The sequence below is a fragment of the Klebsiella aerogenes KCTC 2190 genome, from assembly GCF_000215745.1.
Classification (GTDB): Bacteria; Pseudomonadota; Gammaproteobacteria; order Enterobacterales; family Enterobacteriaceae; genus Klebsiella; species Klebsiella aerogenes.
On sequence record NC_015663.1, the window covers coordinates 2,512,645 to 2,534,143 of the forward strand.

The following is a 21,499-nucleotide window of genomic DNA, read 5'->3' on the forward strand; positions in this document are numbered from 1 at the left end:
ACTGTAGGCGATGGCGGATGCTATCGCCTGGCCACGCAAATAACGGTACCCCTGGGTACTCATGGGATGGTAAGGAGTCAATTGTGAAAAAGTGGTTATTAGCTGCAGGTCTGGGTTTAGCAATGGTAACTTCCGCTCAGGCGGCAGATAAAATTGCTCTGGTTAACATGAATAACCTGTTCCAGCAGGTTGCTCAGAAAACTGGCGTTTCCAAAACGCTGGAGAACGAGTTCAAAGGCCGTGCTAGCGAACTGCAGCGTATGGAAGGCGATCTGCAGTCTAAAATGCAGCGTCTGCAGTCCATGAAACCGGGCGCAGATCGTACCAAACTGGAAAAAGACGTGATGTCTCAGCGTCAGACCTTCTCTCAGAAAGCACAGGCTTTTGAGCAGGATCGCGCACGTCGTTCCAATGAAGAACGTGGCAAACTGGTTACCCGTATCCAGACTGCCGTTCAGAGCGTAGCGAAAGATCAGAGCATCGATCTGGTTGTTGACTCTAATGCCGTGGCATACAACAGCAGCGATGTTAAAGACATCACCGCTGATGTACTGAAACAGGTTAAATAAGTAATGCCTTCAATTCGACTGGCTGACTTAGCACAGCAGTTGGATGCAGAATTACACGGTGATGGCGATATCGTCATCACCGGCGTTGCGTCCATGCAGAGCGCTAAAGCAGGCCAAATTACTTTCATGGTAAATCCTAAATACCGTGAACACCTGGCCGCTTGCCAGGCCTCCGCCGTTGTCATGACGCCGGACGATTTACCGTTTGCCCATAGCGCCGCGCTGGTAGTGCGTAATCCCTACCTGACCTACGCGCGCATGGCTCAAATTTTAGATACCACGCCGCAGCCGGCGCAAGACATCGCCGCAAGCGCGGCGATCGACCCAACGGCGAAGCTGGGTAACAACGTCTCAGTCGGCGCGAATGCCGTTATCGAATCCGGCGTGGTGCTGGGCGATAACGTGGTTATCGGCGCTGGCTGTTTCGTTGGCAAAAATAGCAAAATCGGCGCCGGCTCGCGTTTATGGGCCAACGTTACCATTTACCACGAGATTGAGATCGGTGAAAATTGCCTGATCCAGTCCAGTACGGTGATCGGCGCGGACGGTTTCGGTTACGCTAACGATCGCGGTAACTGGGTGAAGATCCCGCAGCTTGGTCGCGTTATTATTGGCGATCGTGTGGAGATCGGCGCCTGTACCACCATCGATCGCGGCGCGCTGGACGATACCGTGATCGGCAATGGCGTTATCATTGATAACCAGTGCCAGATTGCGCACAACGTGGTGATTGGCGACAATACCGCCGTCGCTGGCGGCGTGATTATGGCCGGCAGCCTGAAAATTGGGCGTTACTGCATGATTGGCGGCGCCAGCGTGATTAACGGCCATATGGAAATCTGCGATAAAGTCACCGTAACCGGGATGGGGATGGTTATGCGTCCTATCTCTGAACCTGGCGTCTATTCCTCAGGTATTCCGCTGCAGCCGAACAAGGCGTGGCGTAAAACTGCGGCGCTGGTGATGAATATTGACGAGATGAGCAAGCGCCTTAAAGCGGTTGAGCGCAAGGTTAATCAACAAGACTAAATTCATCATTCGGTCACGTTACATTCCCGGCCTGTTGCATTCGTTAATAAGATTGCCGCAGGCCGTGTTATTATTGCCTTTTAGTATATTTAGACAGGAAGAGTATTTTGACTACTGACACTCATACTCTGCACATTGAAGAGATTCTGGAACTTCTGCCTCACCGTTACCCGTTCCTGCTGGTAGACCGCGTGCTGGATTTTGAAGAAGGTCGTTTTCTGCGCGCAGTAAAAAATGTTTCCGTAAACGAGCCGTTTTTCCAGGGGCATTTCCCTGGTAAGCCGATTTTACCTGGCGTGCTGATTCTGGAAGCGATGGCGCAGGCCACCGGCATTCTGGCTTTCAAAAGCGTTGGAAAACTTGAACCGGGCGAACTGTACTACTTCGCGGGTATCGATGAAGCGCGTTTCAAACGTCCGGTAGTGCCAGGCGACCAGATGATTATGGAAGTCACTTTCGAGAAAACCCGCCGCGGCCTGACCCGTTTCAAAGGCGTTGCGCTGGTTGACGGTAAAGTGGTTTGCGAAGCGACGATGATGTGTGCGCGTAGCCGGGAGGCCTGATACGTGATTGATAAAACCGCCTTTATTCATCCTACCGCCATTGTAGAAGAAGGCGCCGTCATTGGCGCTAACGTCCACATTGGTCCGTTTTGTATTGTGGGCGCCAACGTCGAAATTGGCGAGGGCACCGTACTGAAGTCTCATGTCGTTGTGAATGGCCACACTAAAATTGGCCGCGACAATGAGATCTACCAGTTCGCTTCGATCGGTGAAGTTAACCAGGATCTGAAATATGCTGGCGAGCCGACTCGAGTGGAAATTGGCGATCGCAACCGCATTCGCGAAAGCGTCACCATTCATCGCGGCACAGTACAGGGCGGTGGATTAACGAAGGTGGGCAGCGATAACCTGCTGATGATCAACGCCCACGTGGCGCACGATTGTACGCTTGGCGACCGCTGCATCCTGGCCAACAACGCTACGCTGGCCGGTCACGTGTCTCTGGATGATTTCGTCATCATCGGCGGCATGACTGCAGTACATCAGTTCTGCATCATCGGCGCGCACGTTATGGTAGGCGGCTGCTCCGGCGTCGCTCAGGACGTTCCGCCGTTCGTGATTGCCCAGGGCAACCATGCCACGCCGTTTGGCGTCAACATCGAAGGTCTGAAACGCCGCGGCTTTAGCCGTGAAGCGATTACCGCGATTCGTAACGCCTATAAACTGCTGTACCGCAGTGGCAAAACGCTGGACGAAGCCAAGCCGGAAATCGCCGAACTGGCGGCTCAGCATCCTGAAGTTCAGCCATTTGTCGATTTCTTTGCCCGTTCAACTCGCGGCTTGATTCGTTAATGGCCGAACAGCGTCCCCTGACGATTGCCCTGGTCGCCGGAGAAACCTCCGGCGATATTCTTGGCGCCGGTCTCATCCGCGCCCTCAAAGCTCGCGTCCCTGATGCGCGCTTTGTCGGCGTGGCGGGGCCGCTGATGCAGGCGGAAGGATGCGAAGCCTGGTACGAAATGGAAGAGCTGGCCGTGATGGGCATTGTTGAAGTGCTTGGTCGACTGCGCCGCTTACTGCATATTCGCGCCGATTTAACGCGCCGCTTCGGTGAACTGCGTCCCGATGTCTTCGTTGGCATCGACGCCCCTGATTTCAATATTACCCTCGAAGGTAACCTGAAAAAGCAGGGCATCAAAACCATTCATTACGTCAGCCCGTCCGTTTGGGCATGGCGACAAAAACGCGTTTTCAAAATTGGCAGATCCACCGATCTGGTCCTGGCATTCCTGCCTTTCGAAAAAGCGTTTTACGACAGATTTAACGTTCCCTGCCGTTTTATCGGCCACACCATGGCGGATGCCATGCCGCTGGATCCTGATAAGGGCGCGGCACGTGACCGTCTGGGCATCCCGCATGATGTTCACTGCCTGGCGTTGCTGCCCGGTAGCCGCGGCGCGGAGGTCGAAATGCTCAGCGCCGACTTCCTGAAAACCGCGCAGCTTCTGCGTAATGCTTATCCCGACCTGCAGGTTGTGGTGCCGCTGGTCAATGCCAAACGGCGGGAACAGTTTGAGCGAATCAAAGCTGAGACGGCGCCGGATATGACGGTACATATGCTGGATGGTCAGGCGCGCGATGCGATGATCGCCAGTGATGCCGCGCTGCTGGCCTCGGGGACGGCGGCGCTGGAGTGCATGCTTGCGAAATGCCCGATGGTCGTTGGCTACCGCATGAAGCCGTTTACCTTCTGGCTGGCGAAACGGTTGGTGAAAACCGATTATGTCTCCTTGCCAAATCTGCTAGCCGGGCGCGAGCTGGTGAAAGAGCTGCTGCAGGATGAATGCGAGCCGCAGGCGCTGGCAGCCGCCTTGAAACCGCTGCTGGCCGACGGCAAAACCAGCCACGATATGCATGATACTTTCCGCGCGCTGCATCAGCAGATCCGCTGCAACGCGGACGAGCAGGCGGCGGACGCAGTACTGGAGTTAGCAAAATGATGGAGTTCGTTTATCCACATACCCATCTGGTCGCCGGTGTCGATGAGGTAGGCCGCGGGCCGCTGGTCGGCGCGGTGGTCACTGCCGCGGTAATTCTTGATCCGCGTAAGCCTATCGTAGGCCTCAACGACTCTAAAAAATTAAGCGAAAAGCGCCGCCTGGCGCTGTTTGATGAAATCAAAGACAAAGCCCTGTGCTGGAGCCTGGGGCGCGCCGAGCCGCATGAAATCGACGAGCTAAACATCCTGCATGCCACGATGCTGGCGATGCAGCGCGCCGTCGCAGGTCTGAGTATTACCCCTGAGTTCGTGCTTATCGACGGCAACCGCTGCCCATCGCTTCCGATGCCGTCGCAGGCGGTAGTGAAAGGCGATAGCCGGGTGGCGGAAATCAGCGCAGCGTCTATTCTGGCTAAAGTCACTCGCGACGCCGAAATGGCTACGCTGGATATTGCATTTCCGCAATACGGTTTTGCCCAGCACAAAGGCTATCCTACCGTTGTACATCTGCAAAAACTGCAGGAACACGGCGCAACAGAGCACCACCGGCGTAGTTTCGGCCCGGTGAAACGCGCGCTGGGCCTGGCGTCCAACTAAGTCACTGGGATCTAAAGATGTCTGAACCACGTTTCGTACACCTGCGGGTGCACAGCGACTATTCCATGATCGATGGGCTGGCGAAAACCGGGCCGCTGGTGAAAAAGGCGGCCGCTTTGGGCATGCCTGCGCTGGCGATCACCGATTTCACCAACCTCTGCGGTCTGGTTAAGTTCTACGGAACGGGCCATGGCGCCGGGATTAAACCAATTGTCGGCGCTGACTTCCATGTTCAGTGCGATCTGCTTGGCGATGAATTCACCGAGCTGACGGTTTTAGCGGCCAACAATACCGGCTATCAGAACCTGACTCTGCTCATTTCTCGTGCCTATCAGCGCGGCTATGGCGCGCTGGGGCCATGGATCGATCGCGACTGGCTGGTTGAGCATCAGGAAGGGCTGATTCTGCTGTCCGGCGGGCGTAAAGGCGACGTTGGCGTCAGCCTGATCCGCGGAAACATGCCGCTGGTAGAGCAGTGTCTCGCCTTCTATCAACAACATTTTCCGGATCGCTACTATCTGGAGCTGATCCGTACCGGTCGTCAGGACGAAGAAAGCTATCTTCATGCCGCGGTTCAACTGGCGGAAGAGCATGGTTTGCCGGTAGTGGCGACCAACGATGTGCGCTTCCTGGAAACCGGCGACTTCGACGCTCATGAAATCCGCGTCGCCATTCACGATGGCTTCACCCTCGACGATCCGAAGCGTCCGCGTAACTACTCGCCGCAGCAATATATGCGCAGCGAGGAGGAGATGTGCGAGCTATTTGCTGACATCCCGGAAGCGCTGGAAAACACCGTTGAGATCGCCAAACGCTGCAACGTCACCGTGCGCCTTGGCGAATACTTCCTGCCGCAGTTCCCGACCGGCGACATGACTACCGAAGATTTTCTGGTGATGAAGTCGAAAGAGGGGCTGGAAGAGCGTCTCGAATTCCTGTTCCCGGATCCCGAAGAGCGCGCTAAGCGTCGCCCGGAATATGACCAACGTCTGGATGTGGAACTGCAGGTTATCAACCAGATGGGGTTCCCTGGCTACTTCCTGATCGTCATGGAATTTATCCAGTGGTCCAAGGATAACGGCGTGCCGGTAGGGCCGGGGCGAGGTTCCGGCGCCGGCTCGCTGGTGGCCTACGCGTTGAAAATCACCGACCTTGACCCGCTGGAGTTCGACCTGCTGTTCGAACGTTTCCTCAACCCGGAACGTGTTTCGATGCCCGACTTCGACGTCGATTTCTGCATGGAGAAACGCGACCAGGTGATTGAGCACGTGGCGGATATGTATGGCCGCGACGCGGTATCGCAGATCATCACCTTCGGTACCATGGCGGCGAAGGCGGTTATTCGCGACGTGGGCCGCGTGCTGGGCCACCCTTACGGTTTTGTTGACCGAATTTCTAAGCTGGTGCCGCCGGATCCTGGCATGACGCTGGCGAAAGCCTTTGAAGCGGAACCGCAGCTGCCGGAAATCTACGAAGCGGACGAAGAAGTTAAAGCGCTGATTGATATGGCGCGTAAGCTGGAAGGCGTAACGCGTAACGCCGGTAAGCACGCGGGCGGCGTGGTTATCGCGCCGACCAAAATCACCGATTTCGCGCCGCTGTACTGCGATGAGCAGGGGCTGCACCCGGTTACCCAGTTTGATAAGAACGACGTCGAATACGCCGGGCTGGTAAAATTCGACTTCCTCGGGCTGCGTACGCTGACCATCATCAACTGGGCGCTGGAGATGATCAACAAGCGCCGGGCGAAGAACGGCGAAGGGCCGCTGGATATCGCCGCGATTCCGCTGGATGACAAGAAAAGCTTCGACATGCTGCAGCGCTCGGAAACCACCGCGGTATTCCAGCTTGAATCGCGCGGCATGAAAGATCTGATTAAGCGCCTGCAGCCTGACTGCTTCGAAGATATGATCGCTCTGGTGGCCCTGTTCCGCCCGGGCCCGCTGCAGTCGGGGATGGTAGATAACTTTATCGACCGTAAGCACGGCCGTGAAGAGATTTCCTACCCGGACGTGCAGTGGCAGCACGAATGTCTGAAACCTGTACTGGAGCCGACATACGGCATTATCCTGTACCAGGAACAGGTCATGCAGATAGCCCAGGAGCTCTCTGGGTATACCCTCGGCGGCGCGGATATGCTGCGTCGTGCGATGGGTAAGAAAAAGCCGGAAGAGATGGCCAAGCAGCGTTCTGTTTTCGAAGAAGGTGCGAAGAAAAATGGCGTTGACGGCGAACTGGCGATGAAAATCTTTGACCTGGTGGAGAAATTCGCCGGTTATGGATTTAACAAATCCCACTCCGCCGCCTATGCGCTGGTCTCCTACCAGACGCTGTGGCTGAAGGCGCACTATCCGGCCGAGTTTATGGCGGCGGTGATGACTGCCGATATGGACAACACCGAGAAGGTGGTGGGCTTGGTCGATGAGTGCTGGCGCATGGGGCTGAAAATCCTGCCGCCGGACATTAACTCCGGCCTGTATCATTTCCACGTCAACGATGATGGGGAAATCGTGTATGGTATCGGCGCCATTAAAGGCGTCGGCGAAGGCCCGATTGAAGCCATCATTGAAGCGCGTAACAATGGCGGTTACTTCCGCGAGCTGTTTGACCTGTGCGCCCGTACCGATATTAAAAAACTCAATCGCCGGGTGTTGGAAAAACTGATTATGTCCGGGGCGTTCGACCGCCTCGGCCCGCATCGTGCGGCGCTGATGAACTCGCTGAACGATGCGCTGAAAGCCGCCGATCAGCACGCCAAAGCCGAAGCCATCGGTCAGGCGGATATGTTCGGCGTGCTGGCGGAAGAGCCGGAACAAATCGAGCAATCCTACGCCAGCTGCCAGCCGTGGCCAGAGCAGGTGGTGCTGGATGGTGAAAGGGAAACGCTGGGGCTATATCTGACCGGCCACCCGATTAACCAATATCTAAAAGAGATCGAACGCTACGTTGGCGGCGTGAGACTCAAAGACATGCACCCAACCGATCGTGGTAAAGTGACCACGGCGGCGGGGCTGGTTATTGCTGCGCGGGTAATGGTCACCAAGCGCGGCAATCGTATCGGCATCTGTACGCTGGATGACCGTTCCGGGCGTCTGGAGGTGATGTTATTCACCGACGCGCTGGATAAATACCAGCAGTTGCTGGAAAAAGACCGCATACTTATCGTCAGCGGACAGGTCAGCTTTGATGACTTCAGCGGGGGCCTTAAAATGACCGCCCGTGAAGTCATGGATATTGACGAAGCCCGGGAAAAATATGCTCGCGGGCTTGCTATCTCGCTGACGGACAGGCAAATTGATGACCAGCTTTTAAACCGACTCCGTCAGTCTCTGGAACCCCACCGTTCGGGAACCATTCCAGTACACCTCTATTATCAGAGGGCGGATGCGCGCGCGCGGTTGCGTTTTGGCGCAACATGGCGCGTCTCTCCGAGCGATCGTTTACTCAACGATCTGCGTGGCCTTATCGGCTCGGAGCAGGTGGAACTGGAGTTTGACTAATACAGGAATACTATGAGTCTGAATTTCCTAGATTTTGAACAGCCTATCGCAGAGCTGGAAGCGAAAATCGATTCCCTGACTGCTGTAAGCCGTCAGGATGAGAAACTGGATATTAACATCGATGAAGAAGTGCATCGTCTGCGCGAAAAAAGCGTAGAGCTGACGCGCAAAATCTTCGCCGATCTTGGCGCATGGCAGGTAGCCCAGCTGGCGCGTCATCCACGTCGTCCCTATACCCTGGATTATGTCCGCCTGGCTTTCGACGAATTTGACGAGCTGGCAGGCGATCGCGCCTATGCTGACGATAAAGCTATCGTCGGCGGTATTGCGCGTCTTGATGGTCGCCCGGTGATGATCATCGGTCATCAGAAAGGCCGTGAAACCAAAGAGAAGATCCGTCGTAACTTTGGTATGCCGGCGCCGGAAGGCTACCGCAAAGCGCTGCGCCTGATGGAAATGGCTGAGCGTTTCAAAATGCCGATCATTACCTTCATCGACACCCCTGGCGCCTATCCGGGCGTTGGCGCGGAAGAGCGCGGCCAGTCGGAAGCGATTGCCCGCAACCTGCGTGAAATGTCGCGTCTGAGCGTGCCGGTTATCTGCACCGTGATTGGCGAAGGTGGCTCCGGCGGCGCGCTGGCGATCGGCGTAGGTGATAAAGTCAACATGCTGCAGTACAGCACCTATTCAGTTATCTCGCCGGAAGGCTGTGCGTCCATTCTGTGGAAAAGCGCGGATAAAGCGCCGCTGGCCGCGGAAGCGATGGGTATCATCGCGCCACGCCTCAAAGAGCTGAAGCTTATTGATTCCATCGTTCCAGAACCGCTGGGCGGCGCTCATCGTAACCCTGAAGCGATGGCGGCGAGCCTGAAGGCACAGCTGTTGGCCGACCTGGCTGACCTGGATACTCTCAGCGAAGAAGAGCTGCGTAATCGCCGCTATCAGCGTCTGATGAGCTACGGCTACGCCTGATTTATCAGCGCATCACAATTCTCTAAGGGGCCGGATTTCCGGCCCTTTTTTTATCATTTTTTCACTGAGGTAAGATGATACGTCAATGAGGTGATGTGATTAGCCGATGATGTCTTTTTCCCGTGACACTGCGCTCACTGCCGGGGACAACGCCTGGGCAGACCGTTCATAAGGAAAAGGAGAATAATATTATGGCAATTCATAAAACCGTCGCCTTAAGCGCCGTGGCCGCAGGGATCTTGTTAAGTCTGGGGGCCGCACAGGCGGCGCCGCTGCTCAGCGCCACTGAAACAACCACCATGACCGCCAGCGAACTGGCGGCAAAAGAAAAAGCGCTAACCGACTTTCCGCTGATGGAAGCGGTTAAATCCTCTATTCGCACCCTCGATAATGCCGTGGTGGAGCAGATTGAACCCGGTAGGGCGGCGAATCCGGAGAACGTTAAGCGCGTTGAAGGCATGCTTAGCGAGCAGGATTGGGATTATCTGTTCCCGATGCGCGCGCCGGAATATACCTACAGCAATTTCCTGAAGGCGATCGGTAAATTCCCGGCGGTATGCGGTACCTATACCGATGGTCGCGATAGCGATGCTATCTGCCGTAAATCGCTGGCGACGATGTTTGCCCACTTTGCTCAGGAAACCGGCGGCCACGAAAGCTGGCGCGATATTCCGGAATGGCGCCAGGCGCTGGTCTATCTGCGCGAAGTCGGCTGGACCGAAGGTCAAAAGGGCGGCTATAACGGCGAATGTAACCCGGATGTCTGGCAGGGGCAGACCTGGCCTTGCGGTAAAGATGCCGATGGCGATTTCCTCAGCTATTTTGGCCGCGGCGCTAAACAGCTCTCCTATAACTACAACTACGGCCCGTTCTCAGAGGCGATGTATGGCGACGTTCGCCCGCTGTTGGATAAACCACAGTTGGTGGCCGATTCATGGATGAACCTCGCCAGCGCCGTGTTCTTCTTTGTTTATCCGCAGCCGCCGAAACCTTCCATGCTGCACGTTATCGACGGTACCTGGCAGCCCAACGATCGCGATAAGAGCAATGGCCTGGTGCCAGGGTTTGGCGTGAGCATCCAGATCATCAACGGCGGCGTCGAGTGCGGCGGCGCAACGGAAAACGCCCAATCGCTTAACCGTATTGCCTATTACAAAGAGTTCGCCAACTACCTCAAAGTACCTATTGCCGATGATGAAGTGCTGGGCTGTAAGAACATGAAGCAGTTTGATGAAGGCGGAGCCGGCGCGCTGCCAATCTACTGGGAACAGGATTGGGGATGGGATCCGAACACCGCGGACGGTAAAACCAATGCCTGCCAGCTGGTGAGCTATCAGACGCCGTACAGCGCGTTTAAAGAGGGGGATTACAGCAAATGCGTGCAGCACTACTTCAACGTAACCGTGGTTGATGATGCGGGTAGTGATGGCGCGTCTGATAAGACGGATGATGTTACGCCTGCTCCGCAGGTAAACGTCGCGCCGGTGGCGCGTATTGCCGGCCCGGTCGGCGCAGTCGAAGCCGGTAGCCTGGTGTCGCTGAGCGCGGAAGCCTCTACCGATGCCAACGGCGATAAGCTGAGCTATAGCTGGATGTCGCAGGATGGCCAGACGTTGAGCGGCGCGGATAAAGCGGTGATCAATTTTAGCGCACCAGAGAGCGACAAAGATGCCCAGTATGTCGTTAGCCTGACCGTTAGCGATGGCAGTTTATCCAGCACGGCCACCTATACTCTGAATGTGAAGGCGAAGGTGGCGGCGGATGACGCGAAGGATGAGCCGGCAGGCGATAGCGGCGTTATCAACTATCCAGCGTGGAGCGCCAGCCAGAGCTGGAAACCAGGTGACATCGTCAATAACCACGGCGCGCTTTTCCAGTGTAAACCGCTGCCGGAAGGGGCATGGTGCAACGTGGCGCCAACCTACTACGAACCGGGCGCAGGTCTGGCCTGGGGTGATGCGTGGAAAGCGCTGTAATCATCGCTTTGCTATGACTCAGGACTAAGATAAATCCGCCAGTGCTAAGCACTGGCGCGATTGATATTATGCTTACCTTAGGTAAATCCAGGAGGAAAGCGTGAATATCATCGCCATCATGGGGCCCCACGGCGTCTACCATAAAGACGAACCGATCAAAGAGCTGGAAGCCGCTCTGCAGAAGCAAGGATTCCAGACTATCTGGCCGCAAAACAGCGCCGACCTGCTGCAGTTTATCGAGCACAACCCGCGTATCTGCGGCGTGATCTTCGACTGGGACGAGTACAGCGTTGATTTATGCAGCGATATCAATCGCCTGAATGAATATCTCCCACTGTATGCTTTTATCAATACGCACTCGACGATGGACGTCAGCAGCCAGGACCTGCGCATGGCGCTATGGTTCTTTGAATATGCGCTGGGGCTGGCGGAAGATATCGCTACTCGTATTCGTCAGTATACCAACGAGTATCTGGACAACATCACGCCGCCATTTACCAAAGCGTTATTTAACTATGTGCAGGAGGGAAAATATACCTTTTGTACACCCGGACACATGGCGGGAACCGCCTATCAGAAAAGCCCGGTCGGCTGCCTGTTTTATGATTTCTTCGGCGGTAATACGCTGAAAGCCGATGTTTCTATCTCTGTTACCGAACTGGGGTCGCTGCTGGACCATACCGGCCCGCATCTGGAAGCGGAAGAGTATATCGCTCGCGCCTTTGGCGCCGAGCAGAGCTACATGGTGACCAACGGCACCTCGACGTCGAATAAAATTGTCGGCATGTATTCGGCGCCCGCTGGCAGTACGTTGCTGATCGACCGTAACTGCCATAAATCGCTGGCGCATCTGTTGATGATGAGCGATATCGTGCCGCTGTGGTTAAAACCGACGCGTAACGCGCTGGGGATCCTCGGCGGCATTCCGAAACGGGAATTTACCCGCGATAGCGTCCAGCACAAAGTAGAGACAACTCGCGGCGCGCAGTGGCCGGTGCATGCGGTGATCACCAACTCCACCTATGACGGGCTGTTGTATAACACCACCTGGATTAAACAGACCCTTGACGTGCCGTCGATCCACTTCGATTCCGCCTGGGTGCCTTATACCCACTTTCACCCGATTTATCAGGGGAAAAGCGGCATGAGCGGCGATCGCGTACCGGGGAAAGTGATCTTCGAAACCCAGTCGACGCATAAAATGCTGGCGGCGTTGTCGCAGGCTTCGTTGATCCATATTAAAGGCAGCTACGATGAAGATACCTTCAATGAAGCCTTTATGATGCATACCTCTACCTCACCGAGCTATCCGATCGTCGCCTCGATAGAAACCGCAGCGGCGATGCTGCGCGGCAACTCCGGAAAACGCCTGATTCAGCGCTCCATCGAACGCGCGCTACATTTCCGTAAGGAGGTGCAGCGCTTGCGTGAGGAGGCCGACGGCTGGTTCTTTGATATCTGGCAACCGGAGGAGGTCGACGAAGCGCAATGCTGGCCAGTTTCCCCAGGAGAAGCGTGGCACGGATTCCAGGATGCCGATGACGACCATATGTTCCTCGATCCAGTAAAAGTCACCATTCTCACGCCGGGTATGGACGAGCAGGGCAATATGGCGGAAGAGGGGATCCCGGCCGCGCTGGTGGCCAAATTCCTCGACGAGCGCGGCGTGGTGGTGGAGAAAACCGGGCCTTACAATCTGCTGTTCTTGTTCAGTATCGGTATCGATAAAACCCGGGCGATGGGCCTGCTGCGCGGTCTGACCGAGTTTAAACGCGCCTACGATCTCAACCTGAGGGTGAAAAATATGTTGCCGGATCTCTATGCTGAGGATCCTGACTTCTACCGCAATATGCGCATCCAGGATTTGGCGCAGGGGATCCACCGCCTGATCCGTCAGCATCAGCTCTCACAGCTGATGCTGCGGGCGTTCGACGTGCTGCCGGAGATGAAAATGACCCCGCATCAGGCCTGGCAGCGGCAGATTAAGGGCGAAGTCGAAACCATCGAACTGGAGAATCTGGTGGGGCGTATTTCGGCAAACATGATCCTGCCGTATCCGCCTGGCGTGCCGCTACTGATGCCGGGGGAGATGATCACCGAAGAGAGTCGCGCGGTGCTCGATTTCCTGTTGATGCTCTGTTCGATCGGTCGCCACTATCCAGGTTTTGAAACCGACATCCATGGGGCCAAACGTGATGAAGACGGCGTCTACCGTGTACGAGTCTTAAAAAATAATTAGGGGCTTGCGCGGCGGCGGGCGGCGCGAGTAACGTGTTGGGCTTCAACAGGAGGAGAACAACCATGCTGGGTTTAAAACGGGTTCACCATATTGCCATCATCGCGACAGACTACGCGAAGAGCAAAGCGTTCTATTGCGACATCCTCGGGTTTACGCTGCAAAGCGAGTTCTACCGCGCCGAGCGTGATTCGTGGAAGGGCGACCTGGCGCTGAACGGCGAGTACGTTATCGAGCTGTTTTCGTTCCCGTTCCCTCCTGCGCGCCCAAGCCGTCCGGAAGCCTGTGGTCTGCGCCACCTGGCGTTTAGCGTCGACGATATTGATGCCGCGGTTGCGCATTTGCAGGCGCATGGCGTCGCCTGTGAAGCTATCCGCATTGATCCGTTTACCGATAAGCGTTTCACCTTCTTCAACGATCCCGACGGCCTGCCGCTGGAGATTTACCAACAGTAATACTTGCCAGAACCAGCCCTGGCGCGTAACGTGCCGGGCTATCTCTTCTTAGCTGCGTACGCACGATCATGACGCCGGATATTGCCTCATCGCTTCGACCACATCGTCAGTTTTTGCTGGCCTTCAGCGGCGGCCTGGACTCAACCGTCCTGCTGCACCGGCTGGTACGCTGGCGCCAGCGTGAGCCAGCGATTCAGCTGCGCGCGATTCACATTCACCACGGCCTGAGCGCCAACGCTGACCAGTGGGTTGAGCATTGCGAACAGATTTGCCTGCAGTGGCAGGTACCGTTACAGGTGGTGCGCGTGACGCTGGCGGATGAGGGGTTGGGGATTGAAGCGCATGCTCGCCAGGCGCGCTATCAGGCTTTCCGTGAGGCGCTGCTGCCAGGCGAGGCGTTATTGACGGCACAACATCTCGACGACCAATGCGAGACCTTCCTGCTGGCGCTTAAGCGCGGTAGCGGCCCGACCGGCTTGTCGGCGATGGCCGCCAGTAGCGAGTTCGCTGGCGGAAAATTGCTACGTCCGCTGCTCAATGAGAGCCGTGAATCCCTGCATCAATGGGCGCTGACTCATCAACTGCGGTGGATTGAAGACGAAAGTAATCAGGACGATGCCTACGATCGCAACTTTCTGCGCCTGCGAGTACTGCCGCTGCTGAGCGAGCGCTGGCCGCATTTTCCCGAGGCCGTCGCCCGCAGTGCCAGCTTATGTGGCGAACAGGAACAGTTGCTTGATGAAATGCTGTCGGCGGAGCTTGCCGCGCTGGTTGATGAGCGTGGTTCGCTGGCGATAGAACCGCTGAGCGCGATGAGCGCGCCGCGTCGTGCGGCGCTGTTGCGCCGCTGGCTGGCATCCCAACAGGCGCCGATGCCGTCGCGCGAAATGCCGGAGCGCATCTGGCAGGAAGTGGCGCTGGCGCGTGAAGACGCCGCGCCTTGTCTGCGGTTAGGCGGTTTTGCCGTCCGGCGCTACCAGCAGCGCTTGTTTTGGGTAAAGCATCTGGCAAGCCTGACGGAACGGGAAATACCATGGGGTGATGCGACTAAAGCGCTGACACTACCGGAAACGCTGGGAGAACTGGCGTTGCAGCCCGGTGGGCCGCTACGCGCGCCACGCGCGGATGAACCGGTATCGATACGTTTTCGCGCCAGCGGTAATCTGCACATCGTCGGGCGTCCGGGCGGGCGTAAGCTTAAGAAAATCTGGCAGGAAATGGCGGTCGCGCCCTGGCGTCGCGATACCACGCCACTATTGTTTTATGGCGAAACGTTGATCGCGGCGGCCGATGGGCTGTTTGTCACCAGAGAGGGGCAAGTACAGGAAGGCGAGGGGTTACAGCTGGTATGGCGGAAAACGGGCGGCTAAGCCGCCCGATGGGCTTCAGGATTCGCTGACCACCACGGTGCCGATTTCAGGATGGCTGAAACTGGCGATTTTATCCAGACGTAGCTCACGGACGTTACCGCCAAGTTCTACCACCAGATACTCGACATTTTTACGCGAGATAAGATCGTTTGCTTTGGCCTGCAGCTGTTCACCATCTTTCAGGGCCAGCGCCAGCACCAGGTGATGCTGGCAGGCAAGCTCGAGGTTGTCATAATCATCGCAGTTAATGGGTTGATAAGTATCATTCATTGACATAATCGCTCACCAATAAGTTTGCTGCCGCATAAGCGGCCTTTTCCCTGACTGACTCCGAAAGGGCCTGATCCGCCGCAACCTCATTTAATACTTTCAACACGCAGCCCAGCGCATCCGGGATATACCCTAAGTCTCCGCTGGCTATTTCCGCATACCGCTTGCGTATTAACTCACAATATTGATCCACATGCCCTCCTGTCAGCGTTCTGACTTAACCGTGGGATGCAAGTTTAAGCCTACGAAGATAAACTCTGTTTAGCAAGGTGACTATACCATAGTCATCTAAGCAATATCAGCAGGATGAAAGGAGGACCCGCGATTGACGACAGCCTTTTGTCGCTAGTTTCGCTACAATGTATGCCATTTTTTTCAGGAGTTTATTCATGGCGCTGAAAGCGACGATTTATAAAGCTGTGGTTAACGTTGCCGATTTGGATCGCAACCAGTTTCTGGATGCTAACCTGACGCTGGCGCAACATCCTTCCGAAACCCAGGAGCGTATGATGCTGCGCCTGCTGGCGTGGATAAAATATGCCAACGAGCGCCTGCAGTTCACCCGCGGGTTGTCCTCGGATGATGAACCGGAGCTATGGCAGTTAAACGACCATTTGGGCATCGATCTGTGGATTGAGCTGGGGCTGCCGGACGAGAAGCGCCTCAAGAAAGCCTGCTCGCGGGCGCAGGAGGTGGCGCTATTCGCCTATAATAGCAGGGCGGCTGAAATCTGGTGGCAGCAGAATCAGAATAAGCTTGCGGCGTATCCGAAGCTGACCATCTGGTATCTTGATGATGCGCAACTGGCGCTGCTGAGCGCTTTTGCCGATCGCACCATGACGCTGCAGGCAACCCTGCAGGACGGCGGCATCTGGTTATCCGACGATCGGAATAATCTGGAAATTCATTTAACGGCCTGGCAGCAGCCGGCATGATCATGATTAGCCGCAGCGTTTCCATCCCGGATGAGGAGATTTCGCTTACCGGGGTCCGCGCACAGGGGGCGGGCGGTCAGCACGTGAATAAGGCTTCGACGGCGATTCACTTACGTTTTGATATTAAAGCATCGAGCCTGCCGGAGTTTTATAAAGAGCGTCTGCTTGCCGCCAGTCACCACTTAATTTCTGCTGACGGTGTGGTTATCATTAAGGCTCAGGAATATCGCAGCCAGGAGATGAACCGCGAAGCGGCGATCTCGCGGCTGGTTGCGTTAATAAAAGAATTAACCGCAGTGCAAAAAAGCCGCCGGGAGACGCGACCGACTCGGGCGTCAAAAGAGCGACGACTTGCCTCCAAGGCGCAAAAGTCCTCAGTCAAAGCGCTGCGTGGGAAAGTTCGCCATTGAGAGGCGTGGCGGACGGGTGGAATGGATTATAAGGAATTCACAGTGAAGAAAATTGTATTTTCGCTCGCAGCGGCCTGTTCGCTCTTTGCGCTGTTTGGCTGTAACCATCGCGCTGAGGTGGAGACGGTACAGCCGACGGCAATGGAAGAGCTGAAGCCGATGCAGCAAAGCTGGCGCGGTATTTTGCCTTGCGCGGATTGCGAAGGGATTGAGACCTCGTTATTTCTTGAGAAAGACGGCACCTGGGTAATGAACGAACGTTATCAGGGCGTTAGCCGCGAGCCGTCATCTTTCGCTTCGTATGGCACCTGGGCGCGTACCGCTGATAAGCTAGTGCTGACCAACAGTAAAGGCGAGAAATCTTACTATCGGGCGAAAGGCGATAAGCTTGAGATGCTCGATCGCGACGGCAACCCGATTAACTCTGCGCTTAACTATACGCTGGAGTCGGTGAAGGCCAGCCTGCCGACGACGCCGATGGCGATGCGCGGGATGTATTTCTATATGGCGGATGCGGCAACCTTTACCGATTGTGTGACGGGTAAAACGGTAGCCGTGGCAAATAATGCCCAGCTTGAGCGAGATTATGCCGCTGCGCGCGGGACGGATACTCGTCCGGTATTGCTGGTGGTTGAAGGACACTTCACGCTTGAAGCGAATCCCGATACCGGCGAGATGATGAAAACGCTAATGACGGATAAAGACAGCAAATTTATTCCGGGTAAAGACTGCGGTAATTAATTCTTGCAGTTGCTATAAAAAAGGCCTCGCTATTGCGAGGCCTTTTAGCTTTTAAGGGGAAATTACCCCTTAATTTGCTGCACCAGGTAGTTCACGATATCCCCGGTCTTAATCAGCTGCTTCTCGCCGTTGCGACGATGTTTGTATTCGATATCATCGTTGTCGAGGTTACGGTCGCCCAGCACGATGGTGTGCGGGATGCCGATCAGCTCCATATCGGCGAACATCACGCCAGGACGCTCTTTACGGTCGTCCATCAGCACGTCGATGCCATGTGCGCGCAGCTCGGCGTAGAGCTTCTCGGCCAGCTCCTGCACGCGATAGGACTTGTGCATGTTCATCGGCAAAATAGCGACCTGGAACGGCGCGATGGCGTCCGGCCAGATAATGCCGCGATCGTCAAAGTTCTGCTCAATAGCGGCGGCCACCACGCGGGTCACCCCAATACCGTAGCAGCCCATGGTCAGGACCTGGTTGCGGCCGTCTTCACCCTGTACCGCGGCATTCATCGCCTGCGAGTACTTGGTGCCCAACTGGAAGATGTGTCCCACTTCGATACCACGCTTGATAAGCAGAGTACCTTTACCATCCGGGCTCGGATCGCCGGCAACGACATTACGAATATCAGCAACTTCCGGAGTCGCGACATCGCGATCCCAGTTAATGCCAAAATAGTGTTTGCCATCGATGTTGGCGCCAGCGGCAAAATCGCTCATGGCCGCGACGGTACGGTCGATAACCACCGGAATCGGCATATTAACCGGGCCGAGAGAACCTGGCCCCGCGTTAACAATAGCGCGGATCTCTTCTTCGCTGGCGAAGGTCAGCGGGCTGGCGACCTGCGGCAGTTTTTCCGCTTTTACTTCGTTGAGTTCATGATCGCCGCGTACCAGCAGGGCGACCAGCGGGTAGCTGCTATCTTCTACCGCTTTCACCAGCAGGGTCTTAACGGTTTTTTCGATTGGCAGATTGAACTGCTCAACCAGCTCGGCGATGGTTTTCGCGTTCGGCGTGTCTACCAGCGTCATTTCTTGCGTCGCGGCTGCGCGCGGCTCTTTCGGCGCGACGGCTTCGGCAAACTCAATGTTCGCCGCGTAGTCGGAGCTGTCAGAGAAGATCACGTCATCTTCGCCGCTCTGCGCCAGTACCTGGAACTCATGGGAAGCGCTACCGCCGATCGAACCGGTGTCAGCCTGTACCGCGCGGAAATCCAGCCCCATACGGCTGAAGATTTTGCTGTAAGCGGTATACATCGCGTCGTAGGTTTCCTGCAGCGATTCCTGAGAGGTATGGAAAGAGTAAGCATCTTTCATCAGGAACTCACGGGAGCGCATCACGCCGAAACGCGGGCGAACTTCATCGCGGAACTTGGTCTGAATCTGATAAAAGTTCAGCGGCAGCTGTTTGTACGAGTTCAGCTCATTGCGAATCAGGTCAGTAATGACCTCTTCGTGAGTCGGCCCGAGGACGAATGGGCGATCGCCACGATCGGCAATGCGCAGCAGCTCAGGGCCATATTGCTCCCAGCGACCGCTCTCCTGCCACAGTTCAGAAGGCTGAACTACCGGCATTAACACCTCGATAGCACCGGCGTTGTTCATCTCTTCACGCACGATGTTCTCGACTTTTTTCAGAACGCGCACGCCGGTCGGCAGCCAGGTGTACAACCCTGAGGCCAGCTTGCGGATCATCCCGGCGCGTAGCATCAGCTGATGGCTGATGACTTCGGCGTCGGCAGGTGTCTCCTTCAGAGTGGAGAGCAGATATTGGCTAGTACGCATGTTGTTACGGTTCCATTTGGACGATCGGAACAGGCTGGAGAGCCAGCCTGAAACAAAAAAGTGGTTTAGTTTACCAGTGTGGCAAAGATGCCAAAAGAGAGGAAAATAAAATTAGCGCGGTTCGAGAGAAAAGACTTCAAAACCGGAGGGGATTACCCGCCAGCGCACGTTGAAATCGAGCAACCAGACGGCGTAGGTTTTCCCTGCTTCTTCCTCTTTGCGATAAGCCGGACGCGGATCCTGCGCCAGTACTTCACGGATAAACGCTTTGATATGCGGGTAGCGTTTTTCCAGCGTCAGTAACTGTGCTTCTATTTCTGGCGTAAAGCTGACATTCATGCTTGCCAGCGGCGCCTGTTGCGCATAGCTAGCGCTGGCATCAGGAAGGGCTTCGGCAAAGGGAAGATAAGGTTTGATATCAACCACCGGCGTGCCGTCAACGAGATCGAGGCTGCCAAGTTCCAGTATTACCTGATCCTTCTGGCAGCGAACGCCTTTCAGTTCAACCAGCGACATGCCGATAGGGTTGGGGCGAAATGTCGAGCGGGTCGCGAAGACGCCCATGCGCGCGTTGCCGCCAAGGCGGGGAGGGCGCACGGTCGGGCGCCAGCCGCCAGCCATGGTCTGATGAAAGACGAACAGCACCCACAGGTGGCTGAAGTTTTCCAGTCCACGCACGGCGTCAGCCTGGTTATAGGGCGCGAGCAGATGAAGTTCTCCGCCGCCGTGTTCAACCAGACCAGGCTGGCGAGGAACGGCAAACTTCTCTTTATACGGCGAGCGGATGACGCCTATCTGCGCGAACTGAAATGCACTCATTGCGCCGAGACGTTAAGCGCTGAACCCAGGCAAACGGCCTGACGGTAGCAGCCTGGCGTACCGCTGGTCACTTCGCAGCTGTGCAGCAGCACGGCGTTGGCCTTCATTTTGGCCGCGTTGATTTGCATGCGTTTACGGGCGGTCGGGATGTTCGGCGGGGAGTCCTGGTTTGAAGCCTGGCATGATTCGCCGCTCACTTCACCCAGATCGCGGAAGGGTTTCCCAACCAGCGCGGCGGCATCGGTGTAGATTCTGACCGGCGCGGGACGTGAGACTTTTGGTTTAGCCGTTTCCGTCTGGACTGGCGTGGTTGCGGTGCTTTTAACAGGCTCAACGGGGGATCTGCTTAGCATAGAACAACCGCTTAACATGAGTGCTAACAAACAGACCGGTAAAGCACGCATAGTATTTCCTCAATGAATTATAAAACAGGGCGCTATTGAATCAGGTGCTTGCAAAAATGACAAGACGGGCATAAAGCCCGTCCTGAATGATATTACGCTGAAAGCAGATTACCAGCCTTTCACTGCGCCGCCGTTAAAGATTTTGTTAGCGGCTTCGTAAACTTCATCGCTTTGGTAAGCCTGAACAAATTTCTTAACATTTTCCGCGTCTTTATTATCTTCGCGGGCGACGATCAGGTTTACGTACGGCGAGTTTTTGTCTTCAACGAAGATACCGTCTTTCGCCGGCGTCAGGCCAATCTGGCTGGCGTAGGTGGTGTTGATGACTGCCAGAGCGATCTGCGCGTCGTCCAGAGAACGCGGCAGCTGCGGTGCTTCCAGCTCAACGATCTTCAGGTTTTTCGGGTTCTCAACCACATCCAGAGACGTCGGCAGCAGACCTACGCCTTCTTTCAGTTTAATCAGACCCACTTGCTGCAGCAGCAGCAGGGAACGGCCGAGGTTGGTCGGATCGTTCGGTACGGCAATCTGTGAGCCCGGCTGCAGTTCGTCCAGAGATTTGATTTTCTTCGAGTAGCCAGCGATCGGATAGACGAAGGTGTTGCCGACGGAAACCAGCTTATAACCGCGGTCTTTAATCTGCTGGTCGAGATATGGTTTGTGCTGGAAGGCGTTAACGTCGATGTCGCCTTTGCTCAGCGCTTCGTTCGGCAACACGTAGTCGTTGAAGGTCACCAGCTCAACGTCAAGGCCATACTTCTCTTTTGCCACTTTCTGCGCGACTTCAGCAACCTGCTGTTCCGCACCGACGATCACGCCGACTTTAATATGGTTAGGATCTTTTTCATCCTGACCGCAACCCACCAGAGCCAGAGAACCGATTAATGCGCCAACTGCCGCAAAGGTTTTGAAATTAAAGGCCATGTTATTTCC

General features: G+C 55.7%; 21 protein-coding genes. 15 read left to right on the forward strand and 6 right to left on the reverse strand.

Going from position 1 to position 21,499, the window contains the following annotated elements; translation table 11 throughout:
- The first annotated feature begins 83 nt into the window (after positions 1-83).
- From skp to tilS, 12 genes are all read left to right on the forward strand, one after another.
- Positions 84-569, forward strand: coding sequence for a molecular chaperone Skp (gene skp, locus EAE_RS11890; RefSeq protein WP_015368157.1), 486 nt, complete (start codon positions 84-86; stop codon positions 567-569).
- 3 nt (positions 570-572) lie between these two features.
- Positions 573-1,598 carry a UDP-3-O-(3-hydroxymyristoyl)glucosamine N-acyltransferase gene (lpxD, locus tag EAE_RS11895; protein ID WP_015368156.1) on the forward strand — a complete coding sequence of 342 codons (1,026 nt, stop codon included), beginning with the start codon at positions 573-575 and terminating at the stop codon, positions 1,596-1,598.
- 107 nt (positions 1,599-1,705) lie between these two features.
- The gene (gene fabZ / locus EAE_RS11900; RefSeq protein ID WP_004145858.1) at positions 1,706-2,161 is read left to right on the forward strand and encodes a 3-hydroxyacyl-ACP dehydratase FabZ; all 456 of its coding nucleotides are present in this window, start codon (positions 1,706-1,708) and stop codon (positions 2,159-2,161) included.
- 3 nt (positions 2,162-2,164) lie between these two features.
- Positions 2,165-2,953, forward strand: coding sequence for an acyl-ACP--UDP-N-acetylglucosamine O-acyltransferase (lpxA, locus tag EAE_RS11905; RefSeq protein ID WP_015368155.1), 789 nt, complete (start codon positions 2,165-2,167; stop codon positions 2,951-2,953).
- Positions 2,953-4,101 carry a lipid-A-disaccharide synthase gene (gene lpxB, locus EAE_RS11910; RefSeq protein WP_015704449.1) on the forward strand — a complete coding sequence of 383 codons (1,149 nt, stop codon included), beginning with the start codon at positions 2,953-2,955 and terminating at the stop codon, positions 4,099-4,101. The genes lpxA and lpxB overlap by 1 nt, the downstream gene beginning before the upstream one ends.
- Entirely contained in the window at positions 4,098-4,697 is a 600-nt protein-coding gene (rnhB, locus tag EAE_RS11915; RefSeq protein ID WP_015368153.1) for a ribonuclease HII, read from the forward strand. Before lpxB ends, rnhB begins: the two co-directional genes overlap by 4 nt.
- Positions 4,698-4,714: 17 nt before the next feature.
- Positions 4,715-8,197, forward strand: coding sequence for a DNA polymerase III subunit alpha (dnaE, locus tag EAE_RS11920; protein ID WP_015704450.1), 3,483 nt, complete (start codon positions 4,715-4,717; stop codon positions 8,195-8,197).
- A 12-nt stretch (positions 8,198-8,209) separates the two neighbouring features.
- Entirely contained in the window at positions 8,210-9,169 is a 960-nt protein-coding gene (gene accA / locus EAE_RS11925; protein ID WP_015368151.1) for an acetyl-CoA carboxylase carboxyl transferase subunit alpha, read from the forward strand.
- 191 nt (positions 9,170-9,360) lie between these two features.
- Positions 9,361-11,145, forward strand: coding sequence for a chitinase (locus EAE_RS11930; RefSeq protein ID WP_015704451.1), 1,785 nt, complete (start codon positions 9,361-9,363; stop codon positions 11,143-11,145).
- 100 nt (positions 11,146-11,245) lie between these two features.
- A complete protein-coding gene (locus EAE_RS11935; RefSeq protein ID WP_015704452.1) occupies positions 11,246-13,384 on the forward strand; it encodes a lysine decarboxylase LdcC in 2,139 nt (712 codons plus the stop codon).
- Between the two features lie 62 nt (positions 13,385-13,446).
- A complete protein-coding gene (locus tag EAE_RS11940) occupies positions 13,447-13,836 on the forward strand; it encodes a VOC family protein (RefSeq protein ID WP_015704453.1) in 390 nt (129 codons plus the stop codon).
- 68 nt (positions 13,837-13,904) lie between these two features.
- A complete protein-coding gene (gene tilS, locus EAE_RS11945; protein ID WP_015704454.1) occupies positions 13,905-15,206 on the forward strand; it encodes a tRNA lysidine(34) synthetase TilS in 1,302 nt (433 codons plus the stop codon).
- A gap of 15 nt (positions 15,207-15,221) precedes the next feature.
- On the opposite strand, the gene rof is transcribed toward tilS, so the two are convergent.
- On the reverse strand, positions 15,222-15,482 hold the full coding sequence (gene rof, locus EAE_RS11950) for a Rho-binding antiterminator (protein WP_015368146.1): 261 nt from the start codon (positions 15,480-15,482) through the stop codon (positions 15,222-15,224).
- The gene (locus tag EAE_RS11955) at positions 15,469-15,669 is read right to left on the reverse strand and encodes a YaeP family protein (RefSeq protein WP_015368145.1); all 201 of its coding nucleotides are present in this window, start codon (positions 15,667-15,669) and stop codon (positions 15,469-15,471) included. Before EAE_RS11955 ends, rof begins: the two co-directional genes overlap by 14 nt.
- A gap of 196 nt (positions 15,670-15,865) precedes the next feature.
- Here EAE_RS11955 and EAE_RS11960 point away from each other — a divergent pair, with 196 nt between their 5' ends.
- The 3 genes from EAE_RS11960 to nlpE are packed head-to-tail and all read left to right on the forward strand — an operon-like array spanning position 15,866 to position 17,562.
- Positions 15,866-16,411 (forward strand): YaeQ family protein, encoded by a 546-nt coding sequence (locus EAE_RS11960; RefSeq protein ID WP_015704455.1) that lies wholly within the window; start codon positions 15,866-15,868, stop codon positions 16,409-16,411.
- Positions 16,408-16,821, forward strand: a complete 414-nt coding sequence (arfB, locus tag EAE_RS11965) for an alternative ribosome rescue aminoacyl-tRNA hydrolase ArfB (RefSeq protein ID WP_015368143.1) — start codon at positions 16,408-16,410, stop codon at positions 16,819-16,821. The genes EAE_RS11960 and arfB overlap by 4 nt, the downstream gene beginning before the upstream one ends.
- A 42-nt stretch (positions 16,822-16,863) precedes the next feature.
- Positions 16,864-17,562, forward strand: coding sequence for an envelope stress response activation lipoprotein NlpE (nlpE, locus tag EAE_RS11970; protein WP_015704456.1), 699 nt, complete (start codon positions 16,864-16,866; stop codon positions 17,560-17,562).
- Between the two features lie 62 nt (positions 17,563-17,624).
- Here nlpE and proS read toward each other — a convergent pair whose 3' ends face one another.
- The 4 genes from proS to metQ form a co-directional block, all read right to left on the reverse strand.
- Positions 17,625-19,343: a proline--tRNA ligase gene (proS, locus tag EAE_RS11975; RefSeq protein ID WP_015368141.1), complete on the reverse strand. Its 1,719-nt coding sequence runs from the start codon at positions 19,341-19,343 to the stop codon at positions 17,625-17,627.
- A 111-nt stretch (positions 19,344-19,454) separates the two neighbouring features.
- Positions 19,455-20,162, reverse strand: coding sequence for a tRNA (N6-threonylcarbamoyladenosine(37)-N6)-methyltransferase TrmO (tsaA, locus tag EAE_RS11980; protein ID WP_015704457.1), 708 nt, complete (start codon positions 20,160-20,162; stop codon positions 19,455-19,457).
- Complete coding sequence (rcsF, locus tag EAE_RS11985) at positions 20,159-20,566, reverse strand: Rcs stress response system protein RcsF (protein ID WP_015704458.1); 408 nt, start codon at positions 20,564-20,566, stop codon at positions 20,159-20,161. The genes tsaA and rcsF overlap by 4 nt, the downstream gene beginning before the upstream one ends.
- 108 nt (positions 20,567-20,674) lie before the next feature.
- On the reverse strand, positions 20,675-21,490 hold the full coding sequence (metQ, locus tag EAE_RS11990; RefSeq protein WP_015368138.1) for a methionine ABC transporter substrate-binding lipoprotein MetQ: 816 nt from the start codon (positions 21,488-21,490) through the stop codon (positions 20,675-20,677).
- Between the last annotated feature and the right edge of the window lie 9 nt (positions 21,491-21,499).